The organism is Actinoplanes couchii (assembly GCF_016862075.1).
GTDB classification, from domain to species: domain Bacteria; phylum Actinomycetota; class Actinomycetes; order Mycobacteriales; family Micromonosporaceae; genus Actinoplanes; species Actinoplanes couchii.
In genome coordinates, this window is record NZ_BOMG01000115.1 from 58948 (window position 1) to 79766 (window position 20819).

General features: G+C 68.4%; 15 protein-coding genes. 4 read left to right on the top strand and 11 right to left on the bottom strand.

Features of this window, described 5'->3' with window-relative positions; all coding sequences use genetic code 11:
• Positions 1–230: 230 nt before the first annotated feature.
• The 3 genes from Aco03nite_RS46085 to Aco03nite_RS46095 all read right to left on the bottom strand — a co-directional run bounded on the left by Aco03nite_RS46085 (position 231) and on the right by Aco03nite_RS46095 (position 2628).
• Positions 231–857, bottom strand: coding sequence for a hypothetical protein (locus Aco03nite_RS46085; RefSeq protein WP_203808298.1), 627 nt, complete (start codon positions 855–857; stop codon positions 231–233).
• 141 nt (positions 858–998) lie between these two features.
• The gene (locus Aco03nite_RS46090; RefSeq protein WP_203808300.1) at positions 999–1724 is read right to left on the bottom strand and encodes an alpha/beta fold hydrolase; all 726 of its coding nucleotides are present in this window, start codon (positions 1722–1724) and stop codon (positions 999–1001) included.
• Positions 1717–2628, bottom strand: a complete 912-nt coding sequence (locus tag Aco03nite_RS46095; protein WP_203808302.1) for a helix-turn-helix transcriptional regulator — start codon at positions 2626–2628, stop codon at positions 1717–1719. The genes Aco03nite_RS46090 and Aco03nite_RS46095 overlap by 8 nt, the downstream gene beginning before the upstream one ends.
• Positions 2629–2802: 174 nt before the next feature.
• Here Aco03nite_RS46095 and Aco03nite_RS46100 point away from each other — a divergent pair, with 174 nt between their 5' ends.
• From Aco03nite_RS46100 to Aco03nite_RS46110, 3 genes are all read left to right on the top strand, one after another.
• Complete coding sequence (locus Aco03nite_RS46100) at positions 2803–5862, top strand: NACHT domain-containing protein (RefSeq protein WP_203808304.1); 3060 nt, start codon at positions 2803–2805, stop codon at positions 5860–5862.
• A 208-nt stretch (positions 5863–6070) separates the two neighbouring features.
• Complete coding sequence (locus tag Aco03nite_RS53740) at positions 6071–7546, top strand: family 43 glycosylhydrolase (RefSeq protein WP_239145983.1); 1476 nt, start codon at positions 6071–6073, stop codon at positions 7544–7546.
• An 11-nt stretch (positions 7547–7557) separates the two neighbouring features.
• Positions 7558–8970, top strand: a complete 1413-nt coding sequence (locus Aco03nite_RS46110) for a glycoside hydrolase family 43 protein (protein ID WP_203808307.1) — start codon at positions 7558–7560, stop codon at positions 8968–8970.
• A gap of 88 nt (positions 8971–9058) precedes the next feature.
• Here the strand turns inward: Aco03nite_RS46110 and Aco03nite_RS46115 are convergent, their stop codons facing one another.
• From Aco03nite_RS46115 to Aco03nite_RS46150, 8 genes are all read right to left on the bottom strand, one after another.
• Positions 9059–9781 carry a TIR domain-containing protein gene (locus tag Aco03nite_RS46115; protein WP_203808308.1) on the bottom strand — a complete coding sequence of 241 codons (723 nt, stop codon included), beginning with the start codon at positions 9779–9781 and terminating at the stop codon, positions 9059–9061.
• Complete coding sequence (locus Aco03nite_RS46120) at positions 9778–10989, bottom strand: helix-turn-helix domain-containing protein (protein ID WP_203808310.1); 1212 nt, start codon at positions 10987–10989, stop codon at positions 9778–9780. Before Aco03nite_RS46120 ends, Aco03nite_RS46115 begins: the two co-directional genes overlap by 4 nt.
• 1361 nt (positions 10990–12350) lie before the next feature.
• On the bottom strand, positions 12351–14084 hold the full coding sequence (locus Aco03nite_RS46125; RefSeq protein ID WP_203808312.1) for an ABC transporter ATP-binding protein: 1734 nt from the start codon (positions 14082–14084) through the stop codon (positions 12351–12353).
• 20 nt (positions 14085–14104) lie between these two features.
• Positions 14105–14716 (bottom strand): DedA family protein, encoded by a 612-nt coding sequence (locus Aco03nite_RS46130; protein WP_203808314.1) that lies wholly within the window; start codon positions 14714–14716, stop codon positions 14105–14107.
• Positions 14713–15897, bottom strand: a complete 1185-nt coding sequence (locus tag Aco03nite_RS46135; RefSeq protein ID WP_203808316.1) for a glycosyltransferase — start codon at positions 15895–15897, stop codon at positions 14713–14715. Before Aco03nite_RS46135 ends, Aco03nite_RS46130 begins: the two co-directional genes overlap by 4 nt.
• Positions 15898–15973: 76 nt before the next feature.
• Positions 15974–17227, bottom strand: a complete 1254-nt coding sequence (locus Aco03nite_RS46140) for a cation:proton antiporter domain-containing protein (RefSeq protein ID WP_203808318.1) — start codon at positions 17225–17227, stop codon at positions 15974–15976.
• 144 nt (positions 17228–17371) lie between these two features.
• Positions 17372–18502 (bottom strand): sensor histidine kinase, encoded by a 1131-nt coding sequence (locus tag Aco03nite_RS46145; RefSeq protein ID WP_239145984.1) that lies wholly within the window; start codon positions 18500–18502, stop codon positions 17372–17374.
• Positions 18499–19140, bottom strand: coding sequence for a response regulator (locus Aco03nite_RS46150; RefSeq protein WP_203808320.1), 642 nt, complete (start codon positions 19138–19140; stop codon positions 18499–18501). The genes Aco03nite_RS46145 and Aco03nite_RS46150 overlap by 4 nt, the downstream gene beginning before the upstream one ends.
• Positions 19141–19343: 203 nt before the next feature.
• Between Aco03nite_RS46150 and mltG the strand changes: the two genes are divergently transcribed.
• Positions 19344–20483, top strand: coding sequence for an endolytic transglycosylase MltG (gene mltG, locus Aco03nite_RS46155; protein WP_203808322.1), 1140 nt, complete (start codon positions 19344–19346; stop codon positions 20481–20483).
• The last annotated feature ends 336 nt before the right edge of the window (positions 20484–20819 follow it).

Here is a 20819-nt window from a genome sequence, read left to right on the forward strand (position 1 = left end):
GTTTGCTTAAACAGTTGAGCGAAAGCTAGCGGCATTTACTTGAACATGCAAGTAAAAAGTGGTGGCTGGGATCGGCGCACGAATGAGAGTGACACCCCCATCATGGCTGAGTGAGCCGCACGGCCGACCCCCACGACGACCGGCCCACCCTCGCCGTGCTGAACGGCGACGGGCTCAACGCCGTCGAGCCGGGAGACGTGCCGATCTCTGCCCCCACCGATCTGACGAGGTCAGACCGCGGTGTTGGCCCGGACGTCGAACGGGTTGAAGCCCCAGGGGCGGGAGACGGAACGCGGTACGGCGAACGCGAACCAGCCGTCACCGAGCGGCTCGAACACGGCGTCGCCCGCGGTGTCTCCCATCCGGGGTGACGGCTGCACGCCGGCGTCGCACCGTGTCAGGCCGGCGAAATACGACAAGCCGCTGTCCTTCGTCACGTAGGCCGTGCATCCGTCGTGGCTCCACACGGCCGAGAAACGGTACAGGCCGTGGCTCGCGCCGTACGGTGACATCGCCAACTGCTCCAGCCCGGACCGGTGGAACCGGAACAGCGCCCGGCCGGACACACCCGAACACGCCACCACCATCGTCAGGACGGACACTACCGGCAGCACCGACCGGACCACCCACGACCGGCCGCGCAACGACAGCACCCAGCCCACCACGGCCACCGTCCACAACACCATGGCGATCCACAGCCAGGTCAGGTAGCCGCCCGGAAGCACGACCCCGTAGAGCAGCACGACCGAAGCGAACACCACGAGGGCGATCGGCCACCGGGCTCCGGTTGATCCTGGTCGGGCGAGCAGATCTTCGCCGGGTGCGATGGGATGTTCCTGGTGCTGCTCGATCCGCATGCGGTAAGGAGATCATGCAGTCGTGTTCGGGATCCACCCTGGACAACCGTTTGCCGCTCGGCGGCCACGAACTCGCACCAGTGCGAGCCGGTGCCGAGCGGCTGACAGCCAGAATGTCGCGGACCTTGGTGATCCCGGAGGTCAGTAGACGGCTGCGATGGCGTCGGCGAGGGCGGAGGGCTGGGACAGGAACGGTGAGTGCGCGCAGTCGAGCGTGACGACTGACGTCGGTGCGGCGGAGACGGTGTCGATCTCCTTGACCAGGCGGTGCTGCAGGGCGGGCAGGACGGCGCGGTCCCGGGCGGTCACCACGTAGCTGTGTGGGACCGCGCCGTACCGGGCCGGCGTCACCGGGAACGCCTCGCCGGGGATGCCCAGCGGTTCGTCGGTGCGGAGCATGGCGATCGCGGCGGCCGCGGTGGCCGGGTCGACGTCGTCGTAGAAGGCGTCGATCAGCGGCTGGGGTTCGTCGGTGCGGATACGCAGCGAACCGAGCTCGGCCGGATCGCCGGCGAAGAGCGGCTTGACCAGGTCACCCTCGTTCTCGGGGGAGAAGATGTCGGTCACCGCGGGGAGCCCGCCGACGGGGGCGAAGGCCGCGACGTACATCAGGTGCTCAAAAAGGTGGGGCGCCTTCTCGGCGGCGGCGGTGGCCGTCACGCCGCCCATGCTGTGGGCGACGACCACGCTGGGCCCGAGCGGTTCGAGCTGCTCGATCAGGTTGTCGGCGGCCGACCGGGCGGTCACCGCGCCGGGAGCGAGATCGATGGCGACCGAGGGGATGTCCCGGGCGGCCAGTCGGGTGGTGACCGGGCTCCAGCACCAGGAGCCGTGCCAGAAACCGTGGACGAAGACGACGTTACGCATGTCCCGGAACGTTAGGGCCGCCCGTCGTCGTCAACCACGTCTCGTTTGTGCGGGGCAGACCTGTGCGGGGCAGGTCTGTGCGGGGCAGGTCTGTGCGGGGCAGGGACGACAGCCGGGCAGCGGTCGGAGTGCCGGCGACGGGCTGCATGGTGAGCATCCGCTGCCGCGTTACGGGGCTGGCGACGATCGAGCAGTCGAAGTCGAGCCGGCCGACCCGCTCGTCGTGCACCACCTTCGCCGAACAGTGCAGCGCCGCCACCTCGTGCCGTTCCCACATGCCCCGGAACTCGGCGCTCTCGGCGAGCAGCCGGTCGACCAGCTCCGGCCGGCCGCGCTGGGCACTGACAAAACGCAGATCCGACACGTACGCGAAGCCGGTCTGTTCCTGCTGTTCGAACGGGTCCAGCCTGCCGCGCCAGGACGGTGTCATGAACCAGTGCCAGACCAGATTGGCCTCCCACGACGGCCGGCCGGCGAACTGCCCGAAGAGGGAGACGTTCAGCCAGTTCTGGGCCAGGACCGTGCCCAGTTCGTCGGTGATGAACGCCGGAGTCGTCGACGCGATCGCTTCCAGCAGGTAGACCAGGCCCGGATCGGGTGGTTCCAGGCCGGGCTGCCGGGCCGGGGCGGAGTGTCCGGCCAGCCGGAAGACGTGGGCCTCCTCGTCGGGGTTCAGGCGCAGGGCGACCGCGAGGGCGGCGAGCACGGAGGACGACGGACGCGGCCCCCGCCCCTGTTCGAGGCGCTCGTAGTAGGTGGTCGAGACGGTGGCCAGCGCGGCCACCTCCTCGCGCCGCAGGCCCGGCGTGCGCCCGGCGGGCCGGGGCGGCAGTCCGGCCTCGGCGGGAGCCAGCTGCTCCCGGCGCCGGCGGAGAAAATCGCCCAGGGCAGGTCGGTCATCCACCCGGCAGATGATAGTGCTGACGGCAACGGTCCTGGAAAGGTGTGGCGCTCGCAGGAGCAGGGCCCGGGGAACTGGTCGGCGTCCTCGCCGGCTGCACCCACCCGATCGACGTAAGTGATTGATGACCGCGGGTCCTCGTGGGACGGTGGTTCCACGCGTAGGCGGGAGAGAGACTTGCGACGACGCGACTGGCTCACCCATGTCCTGCCGCTGACGGTCTCCACGATCGCGACAGGCATCCTCATCAATCTCACCTCGGAGCAACTGGGTGACCTCCGGCTCTGGACCGGTGCGGCCGTCGCCGCGCTGGCCACGACGGTGTTCACGATCCGGATCGGCCGGTTGACGGCAGCCGGCGACCCGGTGGCGGAGGCCGCCGCGACCCTGCGCCGGCAAGTCCATGAGCGGTGGCGCAGGGATCCGGTCTGGAACAGCGTCAGTGCGGGTGGGCGCCTGCGCATCCGATGGCAGGCGGGCCCGGTCGATCTCTTCCCCGCCATGCCCGCCGACCGGGGGACAGGTGAACAGGCCGAGCAGTTCCTCGCCGCCGCGGCCACCGGCAACGCGACCCGGATGGTCGTACTCGGCGAAGCGGGCAGCGGTAAGACCGAACTGCTGGTCGGTGTCCTCCGCACCCTGATCACCCGCCCCGGCCCGGACGGCCGGATCCCGGTGATCATCCCGATGACGGCCTGGCATCCGGGCACCACCGCCGACGAGTGGCTCTTCACCTGGCTGCACGACAACTTTCCGTTCCTGCGTACCCGGTTCTCGGATGGCACCCTGTCCCAGAAGCTCGGCGCCGAACGGCGGATTCTGCTTCTGCTCGACGGATTCGACGAGATCACGGCCGAGGACCGTGGTCAGGCGCTGCGGGATCTCCACGAGATCGCCGTCGAATGGCCGATGGTGCTCACCAGCCGCGCCGCCGAATATCGCGTGGTACAGGGTGCAGGCCGGCTCTTCGAGAGCGCTCACGGCATCCACCTGCGTGCGCTGGAACCCGAGGACGCGATCGGCTACCTGGCCCGGGCGGACGACGGGCGCTGGTCCGCGGTGGCAGCGGCGCTACCCGGCCACACCGTGCTCCGGGAGACCCTGAACCGGCCGCTGACCGTGATGCTGGCGGACACCATCTACAACCGGGCGGCAAGCCGGGCCGGTGGCTCGCCGCCGGATCCGCGGAACCTTCTCGGGTACGCGGATCCAACGGCGCTGCGGGAACACCTGCTGAGCGAATTCCTGCCGGTCCGTTACCTGCCCGACCCGAAGCCGCCCCGATGGACCGTCGACCAGGCCCGCCGCGCCCTCGGCTACCTGGCGCGCACCGTGCCGGAGACGGAGTTCCGCTGGTGGGCTCTGCCCGCCGGGCCGCCACTGTGGCAACGGATCCCGGCCCCGATCATCGCCATCGCCTTCGTGGTCTGGGCGGCGCTGTCGGCGGGACTGCTCAATCAGTGGATATTCACCGAGCCGAACACCGGTGCCACCCATGCACTACGGGTCGCGGCGGCCACCCTGGTCTGCTTTCTGGCGCTGCTGTACCTCACCGGCCAGCGTGACACCGCGGTGCTGGCCGCGACCGGTGCGTACATCACCGGAACGCTGAGCGGCACCTACGACCTGGCGCTGGTGGTCGGTCTCGTCGTAGGTTTCGCCTGGCGTTTCACCCGGCATGCCAAGGCCGGCCCGGTACGGCACGGCTCTGTCCGGGACGCGATCCTGATCGGTGCCGGCGGCGCACTCGCCGCGCTGGCCGTCCGCGGTGTGGGCCTGCTGTTCCCGTTGACACCGTCACTGATCGAGGGCTTCGGAGGCGGCGCCCTCGACGGGTTCGCCAGCCGGTGGGATCAGGACGCGAATGGCTGGATCGCGACCGGCCTGGTCACGGGGCTGATCACCTGGTGCGGGGTGACGATCGCCCGCGACCGTGACAGCACGCCCGCCGGCCCGGCGTCCGGCCCGGTTCGCTGCGCCGCCGTCGCGGGCGTGACGGTGGCCCTGTTCAACTCGTGGGCAGACCGCTACGGCAAGGTCGAGGCCGCCTGGATGGCGGCGCCGGCCGACGGGCTGGCGGCCGGCCTGGCGGTCTGGTGGGTGGCGCACTGGTGCAGGCTCTGGTCGGTGTCCCGGACCGGGCCGGGGCCCTCGCGGGCCGTGGCATACGGGCTGTCGGTGGGCGCGGTCACGGCCGGCCTCAACCTTCTCGGCTACGGGACCAGGACCGACATGCACACCCCGTGGGCCCGTGCGCTCGCCGAGGGAATCACCGTCGGGCTGCTCGTCTGGTACGCGCTGGACCTGCCGGACCGGTCGATGCGGCAGCATGCCACCGTATGTCCGTCCCCCGGCCGGTGGGTGCGGGTCGCCGCGCCCACCGCCGGGATCGGTTTGCTGGCCGGAACGCTGGACGGCATGTCCGCGGGAATCGGCCGAGGCGTGGCGACCGGTGTCACGACCTTTCTGATCATGTACGTCCTGGCCGTGCGCCGTGGCGAGCCGCAGGTGGAGACCTCCTCCGCCGGTATCTCCCCGGTCGAGGCGGGCGTCGCGGCGATGAGCCTCGTCGGCCTGGTGGCCGGTTTCGGGTACGCGCTGATGTTCGGGTTGATCGCCGGTCTGGGCTGCCGGGTGACTCGCGACATCGCAGCCCGCGGGCAGCCGTCCGGGCGTCGGCCGAGGATCTCCGTACGCGGTGGTGCGGCAGGTGTCCTGCTCGGCAGTGTCGCGTTGCTCGCTGCCGTCTTCAACCATCTGCCGTTCGGCGTGCTCGTCACCATCGGCCTGACCAGTTTCCTCGCCGGCGCGTTCGCGTTCGGCGTCGACGCGCAAGAACGGGACCGGCTGCCGGTCACCTCACCGTTCGGTCTCTACCAACGTGACCGGAACACCTCGATCGTGATCATCGTGATGGTGGCGGTCGCCATCGGTGCGGCGGTCGGCGCGCGGGGAGCGGCATTGAGCCAGTCCGCGTCCGTCGGTCTGCTGGCGGCCGTGGGCACGACGATGACGTACGGTCTGTCCGCGGGCCTGGTCGTCGCGACGGCGGCGACCCGTTTTCCGGCCTTCACCGTCAGTCGTGTCCGGCTCTGGTACCGAGGCGAGACACCGTGGGCGCTGATGGCGTTCCTGCACGACGCCCACCAGCGCCGGCAGGTGCTGCGCAGCATCGGTGCCGTCTACCAGTTCCGGCACCAGGAACTGCAGCAGCAGATCGCCGCCGAGTACCGGTGACCGGGAGTGCCCAGAGCCCTCGCCCGCTGCGGACCGGACGTGACCGGCGGTGCGGCAGCCTGCCCAAGGCATCGACGATTGTCAAGGGCTGGGATGGCTTGCTCGCGGTGAAGGGATCGATTCGCCTCGCAGCATTGACAGCATCAGTGTTATCGCTAACATCCTGCGGAAACACCAGCGTCATCAATGTGAAACCCAGGAGTTCCCCATGGTGCCGTCCCCGCACCGCGTCCTGGCCGCTCTCGCGACGATTCTCGCCGTCGTCATGGCCGTGTTCGCGTTCCCCGTCCCCGCCTCCGCCGGCCCGGTGTTCACCAACCCGCTCAACAACTCTGGCCCCGACCCCTACATGACCTGGTACAACGGCAACTACTACCTGATGACCACGCCGTGGAGCGGCCCGCTGACCATGCGCCGGGCCCCGACCATCGCCGAACTCAAGATCGCCACCCCTGCCGCCGTGTTCAGCGCGCACGCCACCGGCCGCGACAAGAGCATCTGGGCGCCCGAGTTCCACCTGCTCAACGGGCCGAACGGGCAGCGCTGGTACATCTACTACTCGGCCGGCGACGGCGACATCGAGAGCCAGCGGGTGCACGTCCTGGAAAGTTCCGGGCTGGACCCGCTCGGGCCGTACACGTACAAGGGCATGGTCTTCGGTTCGAACAACTGGTGGGGCATCGACGGCAGCGTCGTCACCATCGGCGGCCGGCTCTACTTCACCTGGTCCGGGGTGCCCACCGTCCTCTGGCGCGACAGCGACCCGCACATCTACCTGGTCGCGATGAGCAACCCGTGGACCGTCACCGGCGCCCGCACGGTGATCTCCGCGCCCACCTACGGCTGGGAACGGCAGGGCACCCCGATGAACGAGGGCCCGGTCGCCATCCAGCGCGACGGGCGCACCTTCATCACCTACTCGGCGAGTGCCTGCCAGGGCCCGGACTACAAGATCGGGCAGCTCACGCTCACCGGCACCAACCCGCTCGACCCCGCTGCCTGGACCAAGAAGAGCACCCCGATCTTCCAGCGCAACGACGCCGCCGGAGTTTTCGGGCCGGCCCATCACGGATTCTTCAAGTCTCCGGACGGCACCCAGGACTGGATCGTCTACCACGCCAACGACTCGGCCTCGCAGGGCTGCGGATCCACCCGCACCACCCGCATCCAGCAGATCACCTGGAACACCGACGGCACCCCGAACCTCGGTGTGCCCGTCTCGATCAACACCATCCTCGCGCCGCCGTCCGGGGAACCGGCCAGCTCGGCCACCCCGCCGCTGCGGCTGCAGTCCTACAACTTCCCCGACCGATACGTACGCCATGCCGACCTGGACGCCCGCATCGACCCGGCGGTGAACCCGCTCGCCGACTCCCAGTGGCGCCTGGTCCCCGGCCTGGCCAACAGCAGCGGCTACGTCTCGTTCGAATCGGTGAACTACCCCGGCTACTTCCTGCGGCACTCCAACTACGACTTCGCCCTGGTCAAGAACGACGGCAGCACCACCTTCGCCGCCGACGCGACGTTCCGTGAGGTGGCGGGGCTCGCCGACGCGGGAGCGAAGTCGTACCAGTCGTACAACCACCCGGACCGCTACGTCCGTCATTCCAACTACCTGCTGCGCCTCGACCCGATCACCACGGCGACCGGCCGCGCCGACGCCACCTTCCGCAAAGCCGCCTGAGGAGATCGCCGATGAAGCGACTGGGCACCACACTCGTAGCCGTGATCATGCTCCTCACCTCCTGGACGAACCCGGCCTTCGCCCTCGACCCGTTCACCGGCTACCTGATGGCCCACTTCACCGGGGAGGCCTCCGACGGGCAGCAGATCTACCTCGCGCACAGCACCGACGGCCTGAACTGGACCGACCTCAACAACAGCGGTGTCGTGCTGCGCTCCACCGTCGGCACCCGGGGTGTCCGCGACCCCGCACTGGTCCGCTCACCCGACGGCAGCCGGTACTGGATCATCGCCACCGACCTGTGCATCGGCTGCGGGCAGGACTGGGACACCGCGATCAACAACGGCAGCCGCAACCTGGTCGTCTGGGAATCCACCGACCTGGTCACCTGGTCGGCGCCGTGGCTGCTCAACGTCGCCGGGCCCATCCCGGACGGCCGTAACGCGTGGGCGCCGGAAGCGATCTGGAACCCCGCCACCGGCGACTACGTGCTCTACTGGGCCACCAACGCCACCCTGAACGGCGTACTCAAGCATCGGATCTATCAGACCCGGACCAGTGACTTCCGGACCATCAGCACCCCGCAGGTCTACATCGACCGCGTCGGCACGCAGGGCATCATCGACACGCAGATCGTCGAGGTACCCACCGGCGTCGGTAACTACCGCTACGTCCGCGCCTCCGGGGACGGCCAGATCACCATTGAGGGCGGCAACAGCATCCTCGGCAGCTGGAGCACCCTCGGTAACCTGTCCGGCATCGGTCTGACCGGCTCCCAGGTCGAAGGCCCGATGTGGATGAAGTTCAACACCCGCAACGAGTGGACCCTCTACCTCGACCAGTACTCCTCCGGTCGTGGCTACATGCCGGTCCTGACCACCAACCCGTCGGTGACCTCGACGTATCGGCTGCCCGCTGCCGGAACCTACAACCTGGGCGGAACCCGCAAGCGGCACGGCACGATCCTCAACCTCACCGCCGCCGAGTCGACCCGCGTGCTCAACCGCTGGCCCAGCATCGCCCCGAACCGGCTGCAGTCCTACAACTACCCGGACCGCTACGTACGCCACGCGAACTACGACATCCGCATCGACCCCTCGGTGACTCCGGCCGCCGACGCCCAGTTCCGCCTGATCCCCGGTCTGGCCAACAGCAGCGGCTACGTCTCCTTCGAGTCGGTCAACTTCCCCGGCTGGTTCCTACGGCACTCCAACTACGACTTCGCCCTGGTCAAGAACGACGGCAGCACCGCCTTCGCCGCCGACGCCACGTTCCGTGAGGTCGCCGGCCTCGCCGACGCGGCGGCCAAGTCGTACCAGTCGTACAACCACCCGGACCGCTACATCCGCCACTACGGCTACCTGCTGCGCCTCGACCCCATCCCGGCCACCCCGGCAGACGCCACCTTCCGCAAGGTCAGCTGATCGCAACGCCGCGCGGGATCGACACGATTCCGCGCGGCGTCCTGAATCAGTGGTGGGGTTGCCAGCGGTCAGCCGAATCGGGTGAGAATCAGCCCTGGTCAGGCCGGGAGAGGTCGCCGAAGGCGATGAACTCGTCGGACGGCTCTGAATCGCCCTTCTGAAGCTTCACGTTCAGGACCCATCGGGCGGGGATGTGGTCGTTGTTTCGGTGTATCCAGAGGATGCGGGCTTCTACCAGCGTGTATCCGGCCTGATGGCGGGCCGTCAGCCAGGTCTGGAACTCCGGGTGTCGCCACACCGGTAGCGGGACTTGGCGTGCGGCGGCGGCTCGATGTGAACCGGCACCGATCATCGCCATCGCAGCGGCTGCCGCGGCATCGAGGGTGGCGGTGATCGGGGCGCCGTTTCGGGCGGCGCATTCGCGGAGGTAGCCGACGTGTGCGGCGGTGGGTGGGGCGCCGAGAACGATGCGGCCGCTGGATTCCCAGCGCCCGAACTCGACGTTGGTCGTCAGCCCCGGCATGTGCTGCATGTCCCGGGGAACCCAGAACACGATGACGTCGACGATGGCGAGCCAGCCGTCTTCCCACGTGTGGTGGTCGTACTTCAGTGGTTTCCCGCTTCGTGGTTCCGGCACGAAGACGACAAGATCCCCGGCGCCGGTCCATGCGGCCTCGACGGCTTTGAGAGCCTCGGGCCGCCAGGACGGGACGTCGATGGTTCGCGGCATCGGTCCGGCGATGAACAGCGATGCGTCCCAGGCGTCGGGGGGCTGTTCGTTGGCGTACACGATGGTGACGTTGCCGGTCATGGGTTGACCCCTACGCGTTCACACAGCGCGCGTAGCTCGGTCCATCCGGTGCCACGCCGGGACTTCTCCAGCAGGTGGCGTGCCGTTTCGATGACCAGGGGCGACAGGCGGACGCGTTGCGGCGCGAGTCGTTCGGCGTTGAGGAGCATGCGCAGGGCCTCGGTGTCCTTGTCGATGTTGCTGAGCGCTCGGGCGGTGTCAATGTAGAACGCGGCCTGCCGCGAACGCGAAACCGTTGCGAGGCCGCTGGTATCGATGTCGCGCGCGATCCGGACGGCTGCCCGGGGATCCCCGGCGTCCGCGTTCATGCTCACCCGCCACACGTCGATGGTGGTCGGGCCGAAGTTCAGTCCGAGTGCGGGGGAGTATCCGGTCAGCCGGGCGATGCGTTCGGCTTCCTCGATGGCGGCCTCGGCTGCACCGGTGTCACCGAGGGCCAGCTTGGAGAATCCGGTCATCATGTAGAGCTGGCCGAGCATCTCTCTGGCGTTGGGTTTGTCGGTGTGGGGTTCGAGTTCGGTTGCCGCTCGTTCGGCGATGCGCAGCGCTCGGGCGTACAGTCCGCATCCGCTTGCGGCGTGGGCCTGCGACCAGGCGGACAGTCCGAGCATGACGGGGTTCTGTGAGTGTGTTGCGGCTTGCCGGCCGCGGTCCGCGATCAGCACCGCTGAGGCGGAGTCGCCCAGATACCTGATCACGAACGAAGCGGCGTCCTGCGCCAGTACGAGGGCCTCCAGCGCTCGTGCTTGCTCGTCACCGAATGCGGCAGCATGCAGTTCACAGAGCAGGGGCGGGATGAGCTTGGCTGCGCCGGTGTAATCGCATTTGAGGCGAAGGTCCATGACCAGATCGAGTCGTTGGATCAGGGGTTCGACCGGGCCGTCCGTCAGGGCGGGAGGGTCCTCCAAGTCGGCTTCGATGGACGCCTGCACGATGTGGTGGATCGCGCTTCTCGTCTCGGTGTCCCCGTGCTCGGTACCTATGGCTCCGGTGCCGGTGAGATCACCGAGCGGGACGTTGAGGGCTTTGGCCAGGGCCGCCAGCATGAACCTGTTGTCGGCGCTGCGCTCACCTCGCTCGAGCCGACCCCACTGCACGTGACTGATACCCGCACGGGACGCTGCGTGACGGATGGACCAGTTTCGCTGTAGCCGCAGAATTCTCAGCCGCTCGCCGATTGGCTCGGTTGTGACGCTGGGTGATCGCATAGCTGCTGCCCGCTTTCGGTCTCATGGCCAGGAAATCGCGGAACCACTTGGTTCCAGTGTGGCATGGAATCGAGGTTAAGTTCCACATGAGACCGCACTTGAGCGCGCGTCGACAGATGTCGGCATCGCGCTATTCAGCGTGTTTTCATGTTTGTTCTGAGATGTTTGCGGAAGACGTTCGATTTGCGGCAGGGTGCAACTCTGCCAGCGGGCCGACGGCAAGCCGGGAAGCTGTGCTGCGGGGTTTTCGGAACGACCCTTCAGCGCGACTGATGTCTAGAAGGCGTTCCGATGAAGGGTGAAACCGATGGGATTCCGTCCGCCGAGCCAACGCCTAATACCTGCCTACTCGGCAGTCATCGACGCTGGCTGCAGAAAGGCCGCAAGCCGGGGAAGATCTGAGCAGCAGTCACAGGTCTCTCTGGAAGATTCTGATAGCACTGAGGTGCACCGTCGGCGTTCCGGCCGAATCCCGTTTCGGCGCTCTCGCTGTGTGTGCGGGTTGCCCTGGCCGTGTTTGGAATTGCGGCTCGCAGCGACTCGGTCGCAACCGCCCCTACCTGTCTGGGACGGACCAGCCGAGGTGTTTCCACAGATAGGACGGGTCGGTCGTCTCATGCCAGCGCAGGAACGCCGTGCCGGCGGTGGTAGGGAATGAGGGCGTGACCGACGAGGTCGGTTCGGGAAGTGACCACCAGCCGATTCGTTCGACTTATGCCTGTAGCCGCTGTGCACGGCCATGGCCGTGTGCTGAGGCGCGCGCATATCTCGTTACCGAAATGCCCGGCCGAGCCGATCTCGCAACGAGAATGTGGGAGAAGTTGGAGAGGGCGGCGGGGCCGCTCGCCAACTGTTCACCCGTCGAGTTGTTCGATCGGTTCCTCCGATGGCTGCAGTAAACGTCCAGAAATGCCATAAGTGAAATTGTGACAGAACCTCCCTTAGGAATTCGCTCGCTGCGCGGATGGCTCGCGCATATGCCGATGTCCTGCGGAAAGGAAAACGATGTTCAGTGCTGAGTGTGACCCTCTTCACCGCGTAGCGGAGCAAGTGGCGGGTGTGCTGTCGTACGGTGGGTATGCCTACGTCGAGGACGAACATGTCGAGGCTTTATCTGCGACCTTACGTGCATTCCTGAAAACAGCAGGAATCCCAGTCATGATCGAAGAGGAAGGCAAACCCTCCGTGTCGCCCGCAGGCTGATCGCCACTCTTCGTCTGGGCACTCCGGAGCAACCCCTCCGTCCGGCCTACCGAGGGAATCTCTGTCAGCCCCCGAAAGCGCACCCGGTCATCGCCTTGGCCATTTCGGCAACCACCCAGCACCATCGCAGGTCGGCGTCCTCATCTGGCTGGTTCGTGTCAGTTTCCGATGCGCAGGGCGGCGACGAGGTCGCGGTACAGGTGGTCCGTGGCGAGTAGGCCGTGGTGGGTGCCGCTGGCGCGGACCGTTCCGTTGTCCATCAGGATGATGGTGTCGGCGTCGATGACGGTGGAGAGCCGGTGCGCGATCGTGACCACGCAGCTGTGGCGTGCCAGGTCGACGATGATCTTCTGGACGGCGGCTTCGGTCAGCCCGTCGAGCTGGGAGGTGGCTTCGTCGAGCAGCAGGATGGCGGGCCGGGTGATGATGGCCCGGGCGAGGGCGACACGTTGGCGTTGCCCGCCGGAGAGGCCGGCCTGTCCGGCGGGTTCGGCGAGCCCGGCGCCGAGGTTTTTGATGTGCCCGGCGAGACCGACGGCGTCGAGGGCCTGCCAGATGACGTGGTCGTCGGTGTCGGGGCGGCGGAACGCGAGGTTGTCGCGGATGGTGCCGGGCAGCAGTGGTGTCTCCTGCTCGACGTAGGCGATGTGGTCGCGGACGGCCGGGATGCCGAGGTCGCGGTAGTCGGCGTCGTTGAGCCGGATGGTTCCGGTGTCCGGGTCGTAGAAACGCAGGATCAGGGAGAACACGGTCGTCTTACCGGATCCGGAGGGGCCGACCAGGGCGGTGTGGCCGCGTCCGGCGATCTCGGCGGTGAAGCCGGTCAGCGCGGGCCGGGCGGCGCCGGGGTAGGTCACGGCGATGTCGGTGAAGCTCAACGCCGGCGTGCCCGCGCCGCCGGCCGGAACCGGGTGACCGCTGTCGAGTTGTTCGGTGCGGATCGACTCGGTGTCGCGGATGCGGGCGGCCGCGGCGATGCCGGCCTGTAGCTGGGTCAGGTTGACGGTGACCTCGGAGACCGGGGCGACCAGCCCGAAGGCGTAGAGCAGGAACGCGATGAGTGTCGAGACCTGCAGTTCACCGGCGTTCACCCGCCAGGCGCCGAACGCCAGGATCGCGATGATGGCCAGCTGGATACCTCCGTCAGCGACGGACCAGGCCGCGGCTTCGGTACGGACGGCCTTCATGCTGTGCCGGGCGGAGGCCTCGGCGTGGCTCACGATGCGCTGGGTCTGACGGTCCTCGGCGCCGTCGGCCTTGACGGTGCGGACGGCGGTGAGCCCGGCGGCGAGCATCCCGCCGAGCTTGCCGACCTCGTCCTGCGCCCGGTTCTGGGCTTCGGCGATCGGCCGCATCAGGCCGGCTACCAGCAGTCCGACCACGATGATCGCCGCCAGAGTGACGCCCAGCAGCGGCAGGTCCAGTACGGCCATCAGGGCGACGGTTCCGATCAGCGAGACCGCTCCGTTGATCAGGCTGACGAGACTCGTCGAGGACGCCTCGCGCAGCAGCACGGTGTCCGCGACGACGCGGGAGACCAGTTCGCCGGCGGGCCGGTGCTGCAGGTCGGACAGACGGCCCCGGAAGAACCGCCGGACCAGCGACGTACGGACGTCGAGCACGACGTTCTCCGCGACCGTCCCGAGCAGACTCGCCTGGGCGTATCCCAGCACCACGCCCAGCACGAGCAGCCCGATCAGTGCTGCCACGGGTGTGGTCAGGGATGCCGAGGCGGTGACCGAGTCGAGGATCATCTTCGTGACCATCGGGGTGGCCAGTGCGGAGGCGGAGACCCCGAGGCCGAGGAGCAGACCGGTCAGGAGTTTACGGCGGTGCGGGCGCACGAAACCGGCCAGCAGGGACAGGTTGCCGCCGGGGTGGGACGAGGACATGGGTGGTGTTACCTGATTCTTCACGATGGTTGGTCAGGGCTGGGCAGGTTCAGTGGGCGCCGGCGGCGGCGCAGGAGGGTGACGAGTTCGGCGACACCGGTGATGGCCAGGGCGAGCACGATGCCGGCGATGACCCCGTACAGCGGCTGGTCTTCGAAGATTTTGCCGCCGAGGAAACCGATCATGGTGGCGAACAGTGACCAGAGCAGCGCGGCGATCGCGGCGAAGACCGTGAACCGGGCTGCCGGATAGCGGGTGGCGCCGCAGGCGGCAGTGATCGAGATACGGCCGCCGGGCACGAATCGCCCGGTGACGATCAGGATGCCTCCGCGCCTGCGCAGCATCGGTGTGATCCGGGCGATGAGCTGGGCCAGCTTCGATTCCGGGCGGCGGTGGGCGATGCCGCGGCCGATCCGGTACATGACGTGATCGCCGGCGAGAATGCCGAGAGCCGCGCTGAGCACGATCAGCAGCACGTCGGGTCGGCCGGAGACGGCGAAAGCGCCGGCCGCGACGACGACGGCTTCCGCCGGCATGATGGGCAGGACGGCGTCGAGCAGGGTCAGCACGAAGACCAGCAGGTAGATCGCCGGTGAGGTCATCACGTTCTCGGCGGTGTGCAGGAGGTTCACCGGTGGGCTCCTCGCATCGGGCGGCTGTCGACGCTGCGGTAGATCTGTTCGAAGCCGGCGACGGTGAGGTGCTGGTCATGCTGTTCGGCGAGAGCGCGGGCGTGCAGGCCGAGGGCCGCGGCGCGGACCGGATCGGCGAGCAGTTCGACCAGGCGCGCGGCGAGGGCATCGGCGTCGTCCGGCGGGAACAGCAGCCCGGTGAGTCCCGCACGGACCAAACCGGGCACCGCGGCCGCATGCGCGCCGACGACGGCACGGCCGGATGCCATGGCTTCCAGGAGAGCGCCGGCCCGCAGGTGGTTGGTGCCGGCGGTGGCGAAGACGGTCATGGTGGCGTACGCGGCAGGAAGTTCGTCGTCGGGGAGCAGCCCGGTGAACACGACGTGCTCGGCGACACCGAGCCGGCCGGCCAGGGCCTGCAGCCGGGCGCGGCTGTCGCCGTCACCGACCAGCAGCAGCCGGGCGTCGACCTGGGCCCGGACGGTGGGCAGAGCCCGGATCAGGACATCGAGGCCCTTGTCGGGGTCGAGGCGGCCGACGAACCCGATGATCGGGCCGGCGGTTATCCCGTGCCGGGCACGGAACGCCGCGGTGGCGATGCCCGGCCGGAACCGGGTGAGGTCGACCCCGGTGGAGACGACGTGGACGGGCCGGATTCCGGCAAGGGTGACCAGCGCCGCCACGTAGGGGGTCGGCGCGGTCACCGCGTCCGCCCGGGCGAGTGAGCGTGCGGCACGACGCCAGAGCCATTCGTGGGCGACAGCCCGGCCGCCCTCGCCGACCGGCAGCCCGGCGATCAGTGCCTCGGGGGTGATGTGGCTGGTCGCGACGACCGCGATGCCGCGATCACGGGCTGCCGTGATCAGGGCCCGGCACAACGGCAGCTGGCCGAGCACGTGCACCACATCGGGGCGGATCCGGTCGAGGAGGTCGCCGGCGCGGCGGTGCAGACCGATCGGCACACTGATCCGCCGATGGCGGTGCCCGGCCAGCGGCATCGACCACACCGTGTGTTCGACGGTCCCCGGCAGCGTGGGCACGGTCGGTGCCCGGCGGGCCGCGGCCGGCCGGGCGACATGGACGTCATGGGTGCCCGCCAAGGCACGGGCGAGACGGCTTTCCGCGCTCCATCCGTCTTGCAGGCCGGTGGCCCGGATGTCGGTGCCGATGAGGATGCGCATGGTTCTCCACGAGGTCGGTCGGCGCGATGCGGTCGACGAGGTCGTTCACACCGCGCCGGCGAGAGGGCGCTGCCCGCTAGGCGGCGGTCGAGAGGTCCGCTGTGGCCGGCGGGGTGGTAGCCGGTGTGCGGGCCCGCAGGAGCACGGCGGCGAGATTGTGCAGGAGCACGCTTCCCAGCACTGTCAGTGACATGACCACGAGGGCCATGTCCGCCAGGTCCCCGTCGGGGAGTTCGTTGAAGGCGAGCAGCCCGAAGACGATCGTCGTCGTTCCCCGCGGGCCGAGCAGGCCCATCTGTGCCCGCTCACTCCAGGTGAACCGGGATCGCATGGTGGCCAGGAGCACCGGGCCGAGGCGCAGAACGGTGAGGGCCAGCAGCGCCAGGATCACCATGCGCCAGTCGACGCCGAGCATCACGACGAGGAAGGCGACATTGCCGAAGACGAACCACATCGCGAACGACAGCAGCTGGGCGAAGTCGGCGACCAGCGGAAAGTCGGTCTGCCACCCCGGTACCGCCTGGCCGGCGCCGGCCCGTTCGTGGATCGCCCGGAACATGATGCCGCTGACGAACGACGCGACGAAACCGTTGCCGTCGACACTGACGGCAGCCAGATAGGTCAGCAGCGGCACGAGCACCAGCACGATGCGCGCCGAACTCTGCTCGGCCCATTCCCGGCGCCGGGCCTGGTGCAGCGCCATCGCTGCCACCGCCCCGATCACCGCGCCGACGGCGACCGCCGTGGCAGAACTGGGCACCGCAGTGGCCAGCGCATCCAGCGGATCTCTGTCCGTGCCGGCGGCGCCCACGGCAGCGAGCGCGAACAGGAAGATCGGGGACACGATGCCGTCGTTGTAGCCGCCCTCGATGTTCAGCGGCGCCCGGACGCGCATCGGCAGACGCCGGTCGCCGATGATCCACGTGGCGGGAGCAAGGTCGATCGGCATGATCACGCACGCGATCACCAGCAGAGCAGCCCACGGCAACCCCGGCGCCAGCAACAACCCCGCACCGACCGCCGCGACCAAAGACAGCGGCAGAGCGATGAACAACAACCGGGCCACCGTGCCGGGATCGTCACCCCAGAGCCGGCCGCGCCGCACCCGGGTGGCGTCGACGAACAACAGGACCGCCAGGATCACCTCGGCGGCGTGCTGCGCGGTCTGGGTGTTGAGCGCGTCCGCCATCTGGAAGTGGGTGAGATGCCCGGTGGCGATCCCGGCCGCGACCAGGACGATGGGCGCCTGCAGATGGTAGCGGCGCAGGACACGCGCGAAGATCATGGCGATCATCGTGGCGGTGAGGAGCACGACCAGAACGGTTTTCACGGCTGTTCCTGGGAGGGGCTGATCTTGCTTTGTCCTGATCAATGCTGCCGACCTGCGACTGCCCCGGCCATCCGCCGCCGAGCGGGCGACGGCCCCCCACCTGGCGGGGGATCAGCCCGCTTCCCACGGAATGTGCTCTCCCGGTCACCGGCCCGGTTCGACCGGAAGCCGCATGGTCAGCTGGAAGCCACCGCCGGGCATGGTCCGCTGGGACAGCGTGCCGTCGAGCAGGGCAGCCCGCTGCCCCAACCCGACCATGCCGTGACCGGCCCCGGGCAGCGGCACGACGGTACGGGTGGGAGCCGTGTTCGTGACGACCGCAGCGACAGCACCCTCGACAAACCCGATCTCGACGGTGACCGCCGAACCCGGAGCATGTTTACGCACGTTGGTCAGCGCCTCCTGCACCATCCGGTACACCGCCCGCTGCACGGCCGGCGGCAGATCCAGCTCCGGCGGCAGACTCATGTCCAGGCGGGCCTGAACAGCACTGCCCGCCACCAAGTCCGCAAGCTGGTCCAGCGTGGGCTGAGGAGTCAGCTCGGTGGCCGGCCCGCCCGAGGCACGCAGAACCCCGACCATGTACCGCAACTCATCCAGGGTACGGACCCCCAGCTGACGGATCGTCCGGGCCGCCTCCTTGATCTCGGGATCACTGCTGCGCACCTGCAAGGCACCGGCATGCACAGCGATCAGGCTCACCTGGTGCGAGACGACGTCGTGCATCTCCCGCGCGATCTGCGCCCGCTCCTGGGCCAGCACACTCTGACTGATGAGCAGCTGCTCATGTTCGTGGGCCTCGGTGATGTCGGTGAGCCGGGCGGCCAGCTCACGACGGGCCAGCACGAGCTGCCCGAGCGCGACCGGCGCCAACCCCAGGGCCAGGTTGTACAGCAACAACACGAAATTGGAAGCAGTCGTGATGTCGGAGAGCCGGGGCCCCGGCCAGGGAATGATGTTGCAGACCGAATAGACGACCACCACCACGCCGAGCAACGGCCGGTTACGCGTCCGCGTCGCCAACGTGAAAATGGCGATCAACGGCGCGCACACCGACCAGGTCAGCACAGCCGCGGGCATGGTAGCGGCCACGACGAGCAACGGCGCGCGGTGCCGGAACACCAAGGCCAGCGACCCGCCGAGAGTGACCGCCAGCCCCCACCGCTCGTCCGGGCCGACCTGAATCAGCACATCCAGCAACGACAACGCGACCAGGGCGACCGTCGTCACCCAGGGCGGCAAGCCGGCCAGCCTGGCCGTGAGGCTCCCGGTCACCGCAGCAGCCCGGCGCGTTCCGCCAGCAGAGCGGCCTGAATCCGGTTCTCCAACCCGAGTTTCGCCAGGATCGCGCTGACATGGTCCTTCACGGTGCCCGAACTCAGGAACAGGCGGCCGCCGATCTCCCGGTTCGACAGCCCCTCGGCGAGCAACACGAGAACCTGCCGTTCGCGGGAGGTGAGCGTCTGGACCGCCTGGGCCGCGGGCCCGTCCACAGCGGTGTGCAGGAACCCGTCTATCACCGTGCGGGTGACCTTCGACGACAACACGGTCTCCCCACTGGCCAAGGCTTTGACCAGGTGCCCGAGCCGCTCCGGGTCGGTGTCCTTGAGCACGAACCCGGCAGCCCCACTGCGCAGCGCCGTCGTCACGTACTCGTCCGCGTCGAACGTCGTCAACATCGCCACCACCGGCGGCGCCGGCAGCCTCCGAATGGCTTTGAGCACGGTGAGCCCGTCGACATCGGGCATGCGGATGTCGAGCAACACGACGTCCGGGCTCAGCTCCCGCACCGTCTGCAACGCCTCCGCCCCCGACACTGCCGCAACTGTCTGAATATCACCGGCCGCGTCGAGGATGTGCCGGAAACCCGTCCGGACCAGCGCCTCGTCGTCGACCACCACTACACGGATCACCCCTGATTGGTATCAGGTCCACACCTGGGTGTCCCGGCCTCAGGTGGCGGGATCATCCCCGCCACCCGGCGGGAATCAGCGACTCGGTGGGGAAGTAGGCCTCGGCACCGGTGAACCGGCCTTGATCGACTTCCACGGTGCGGTGTGTATCCTTTGCGCCGAAATCGATCGGCGTGATACCGGGCGTTCCTGCGGAGGCCGTCTTGCGTGAAGAACAAGTTGACCTGACCCGCTCACGTCACCGGCGGAAAGGCAGCACCGGGCTGGCCGTGGTCCTGACCGTGGTGGCGGTGCTGGTCGCCGGAGTGACGGGCGCCGGATTCTGGGGCTACCGGACGTACCTGTCGGCCCCCGACTACGACGGCGACGGCGGCGCACCGGTCACCGTCACGATCGAGTCCGGGTCGACACTGACGGCGATGGGTGACGTCCTGGTGGCCGCGGATGTCGTCAAGAGTGTCAAGGCGTTCGTCAAGGCGGCCGGCGACAACCCGAAGAGCAGCACCATTCAGGCCGGCACGTTCCAGATGAAGAAACAGATGGCCGCCGCCGAGGCTGTCACAAGGCTGCTCGACCCCGCAGCCCGCGCCGGCAACGGCGTGACGATCAATGAGGGCTGGACGGCCCTGCGCACGTACGAGACGATCAGCAAAGCCACCGGCATCCCGGTGGCGGACTTCGAGAAGGCCGCGAAGGACCCCGTGAAACTCGGTGTGCCGGCGTCCTGGTTCAAGCGTGGCGACGGCAAGAAGGTCGCCAGGACCGTCGAGGGGTTCCTCTTCCCCGACACGTACGAGTTCACCGCCACGATGACCGCCGAGCAGATCCTCAAGACGATGGTGCAGCACTTCCTCAAGGTCAGCGACGAACTGGACTTCCCCGGCGGCGTGACCGGCGACCGCAAGACGTCGCCGTTCGAAGGCCTGATCGTCGCGTCGCTCGCCGAGGCGGAAGCCGGCACCAAGGAGGATCTCGGCAAGGTCGCCCGGGTCGCCTACAACCGCCTCCACGTCACCCGCATGCCCCTGCAGTTCGACACCACCGCCAACTACTGGCTCGCCCTCAACGGCGGCACGGCCAAGCACTCGGGCGAGTTGAGCCGCGAGGAACTCAACGACAAGAACAACCCCTACAACACCGCGACTGAGTACGGCCTCCCGATCGGCCCCATCAACAGCCCAGGAAAAGCGGCCCTCCAAGCGGCTCTCGACCCGCCCAAGGGCAACTGGCTGTACTTCGTCCTCATGGACAACAAGACCAAGATCTCCGCCTTCACCGCCGACTACGACCAGCACCGGCGCAACACCGACAAGGCCTGCGCGAACGGTGTCGCACTCTGCTGAGCACGACACCACACCGCCACCGCCACCACCCGCACCCAGCCCGGCAGGTTGTCGACCGGGACGAAGGCGCTGGAGGCAACATCAGCGGGAATATCAACAGGAACCCGATGCCCTGCACGGCCTCGGCGTTGCGCAGCCAGCAGGCCAATGCCTGGGCCGGCTCGACGATCATGCATGGTGGTCGACCCGTAGTCCGGCCTGGTGGCCGAGCAGGGCGGCCTTGGTGCGGTTGTCGCAGTCCAGCTTGACCAGCAGCCGGGAGACGTAGCCCTTGACCGTGGGTGCCGCTCGCGACCATCCACTCTGCCGACGGACGGGCTCAACAGGTTGGGATGG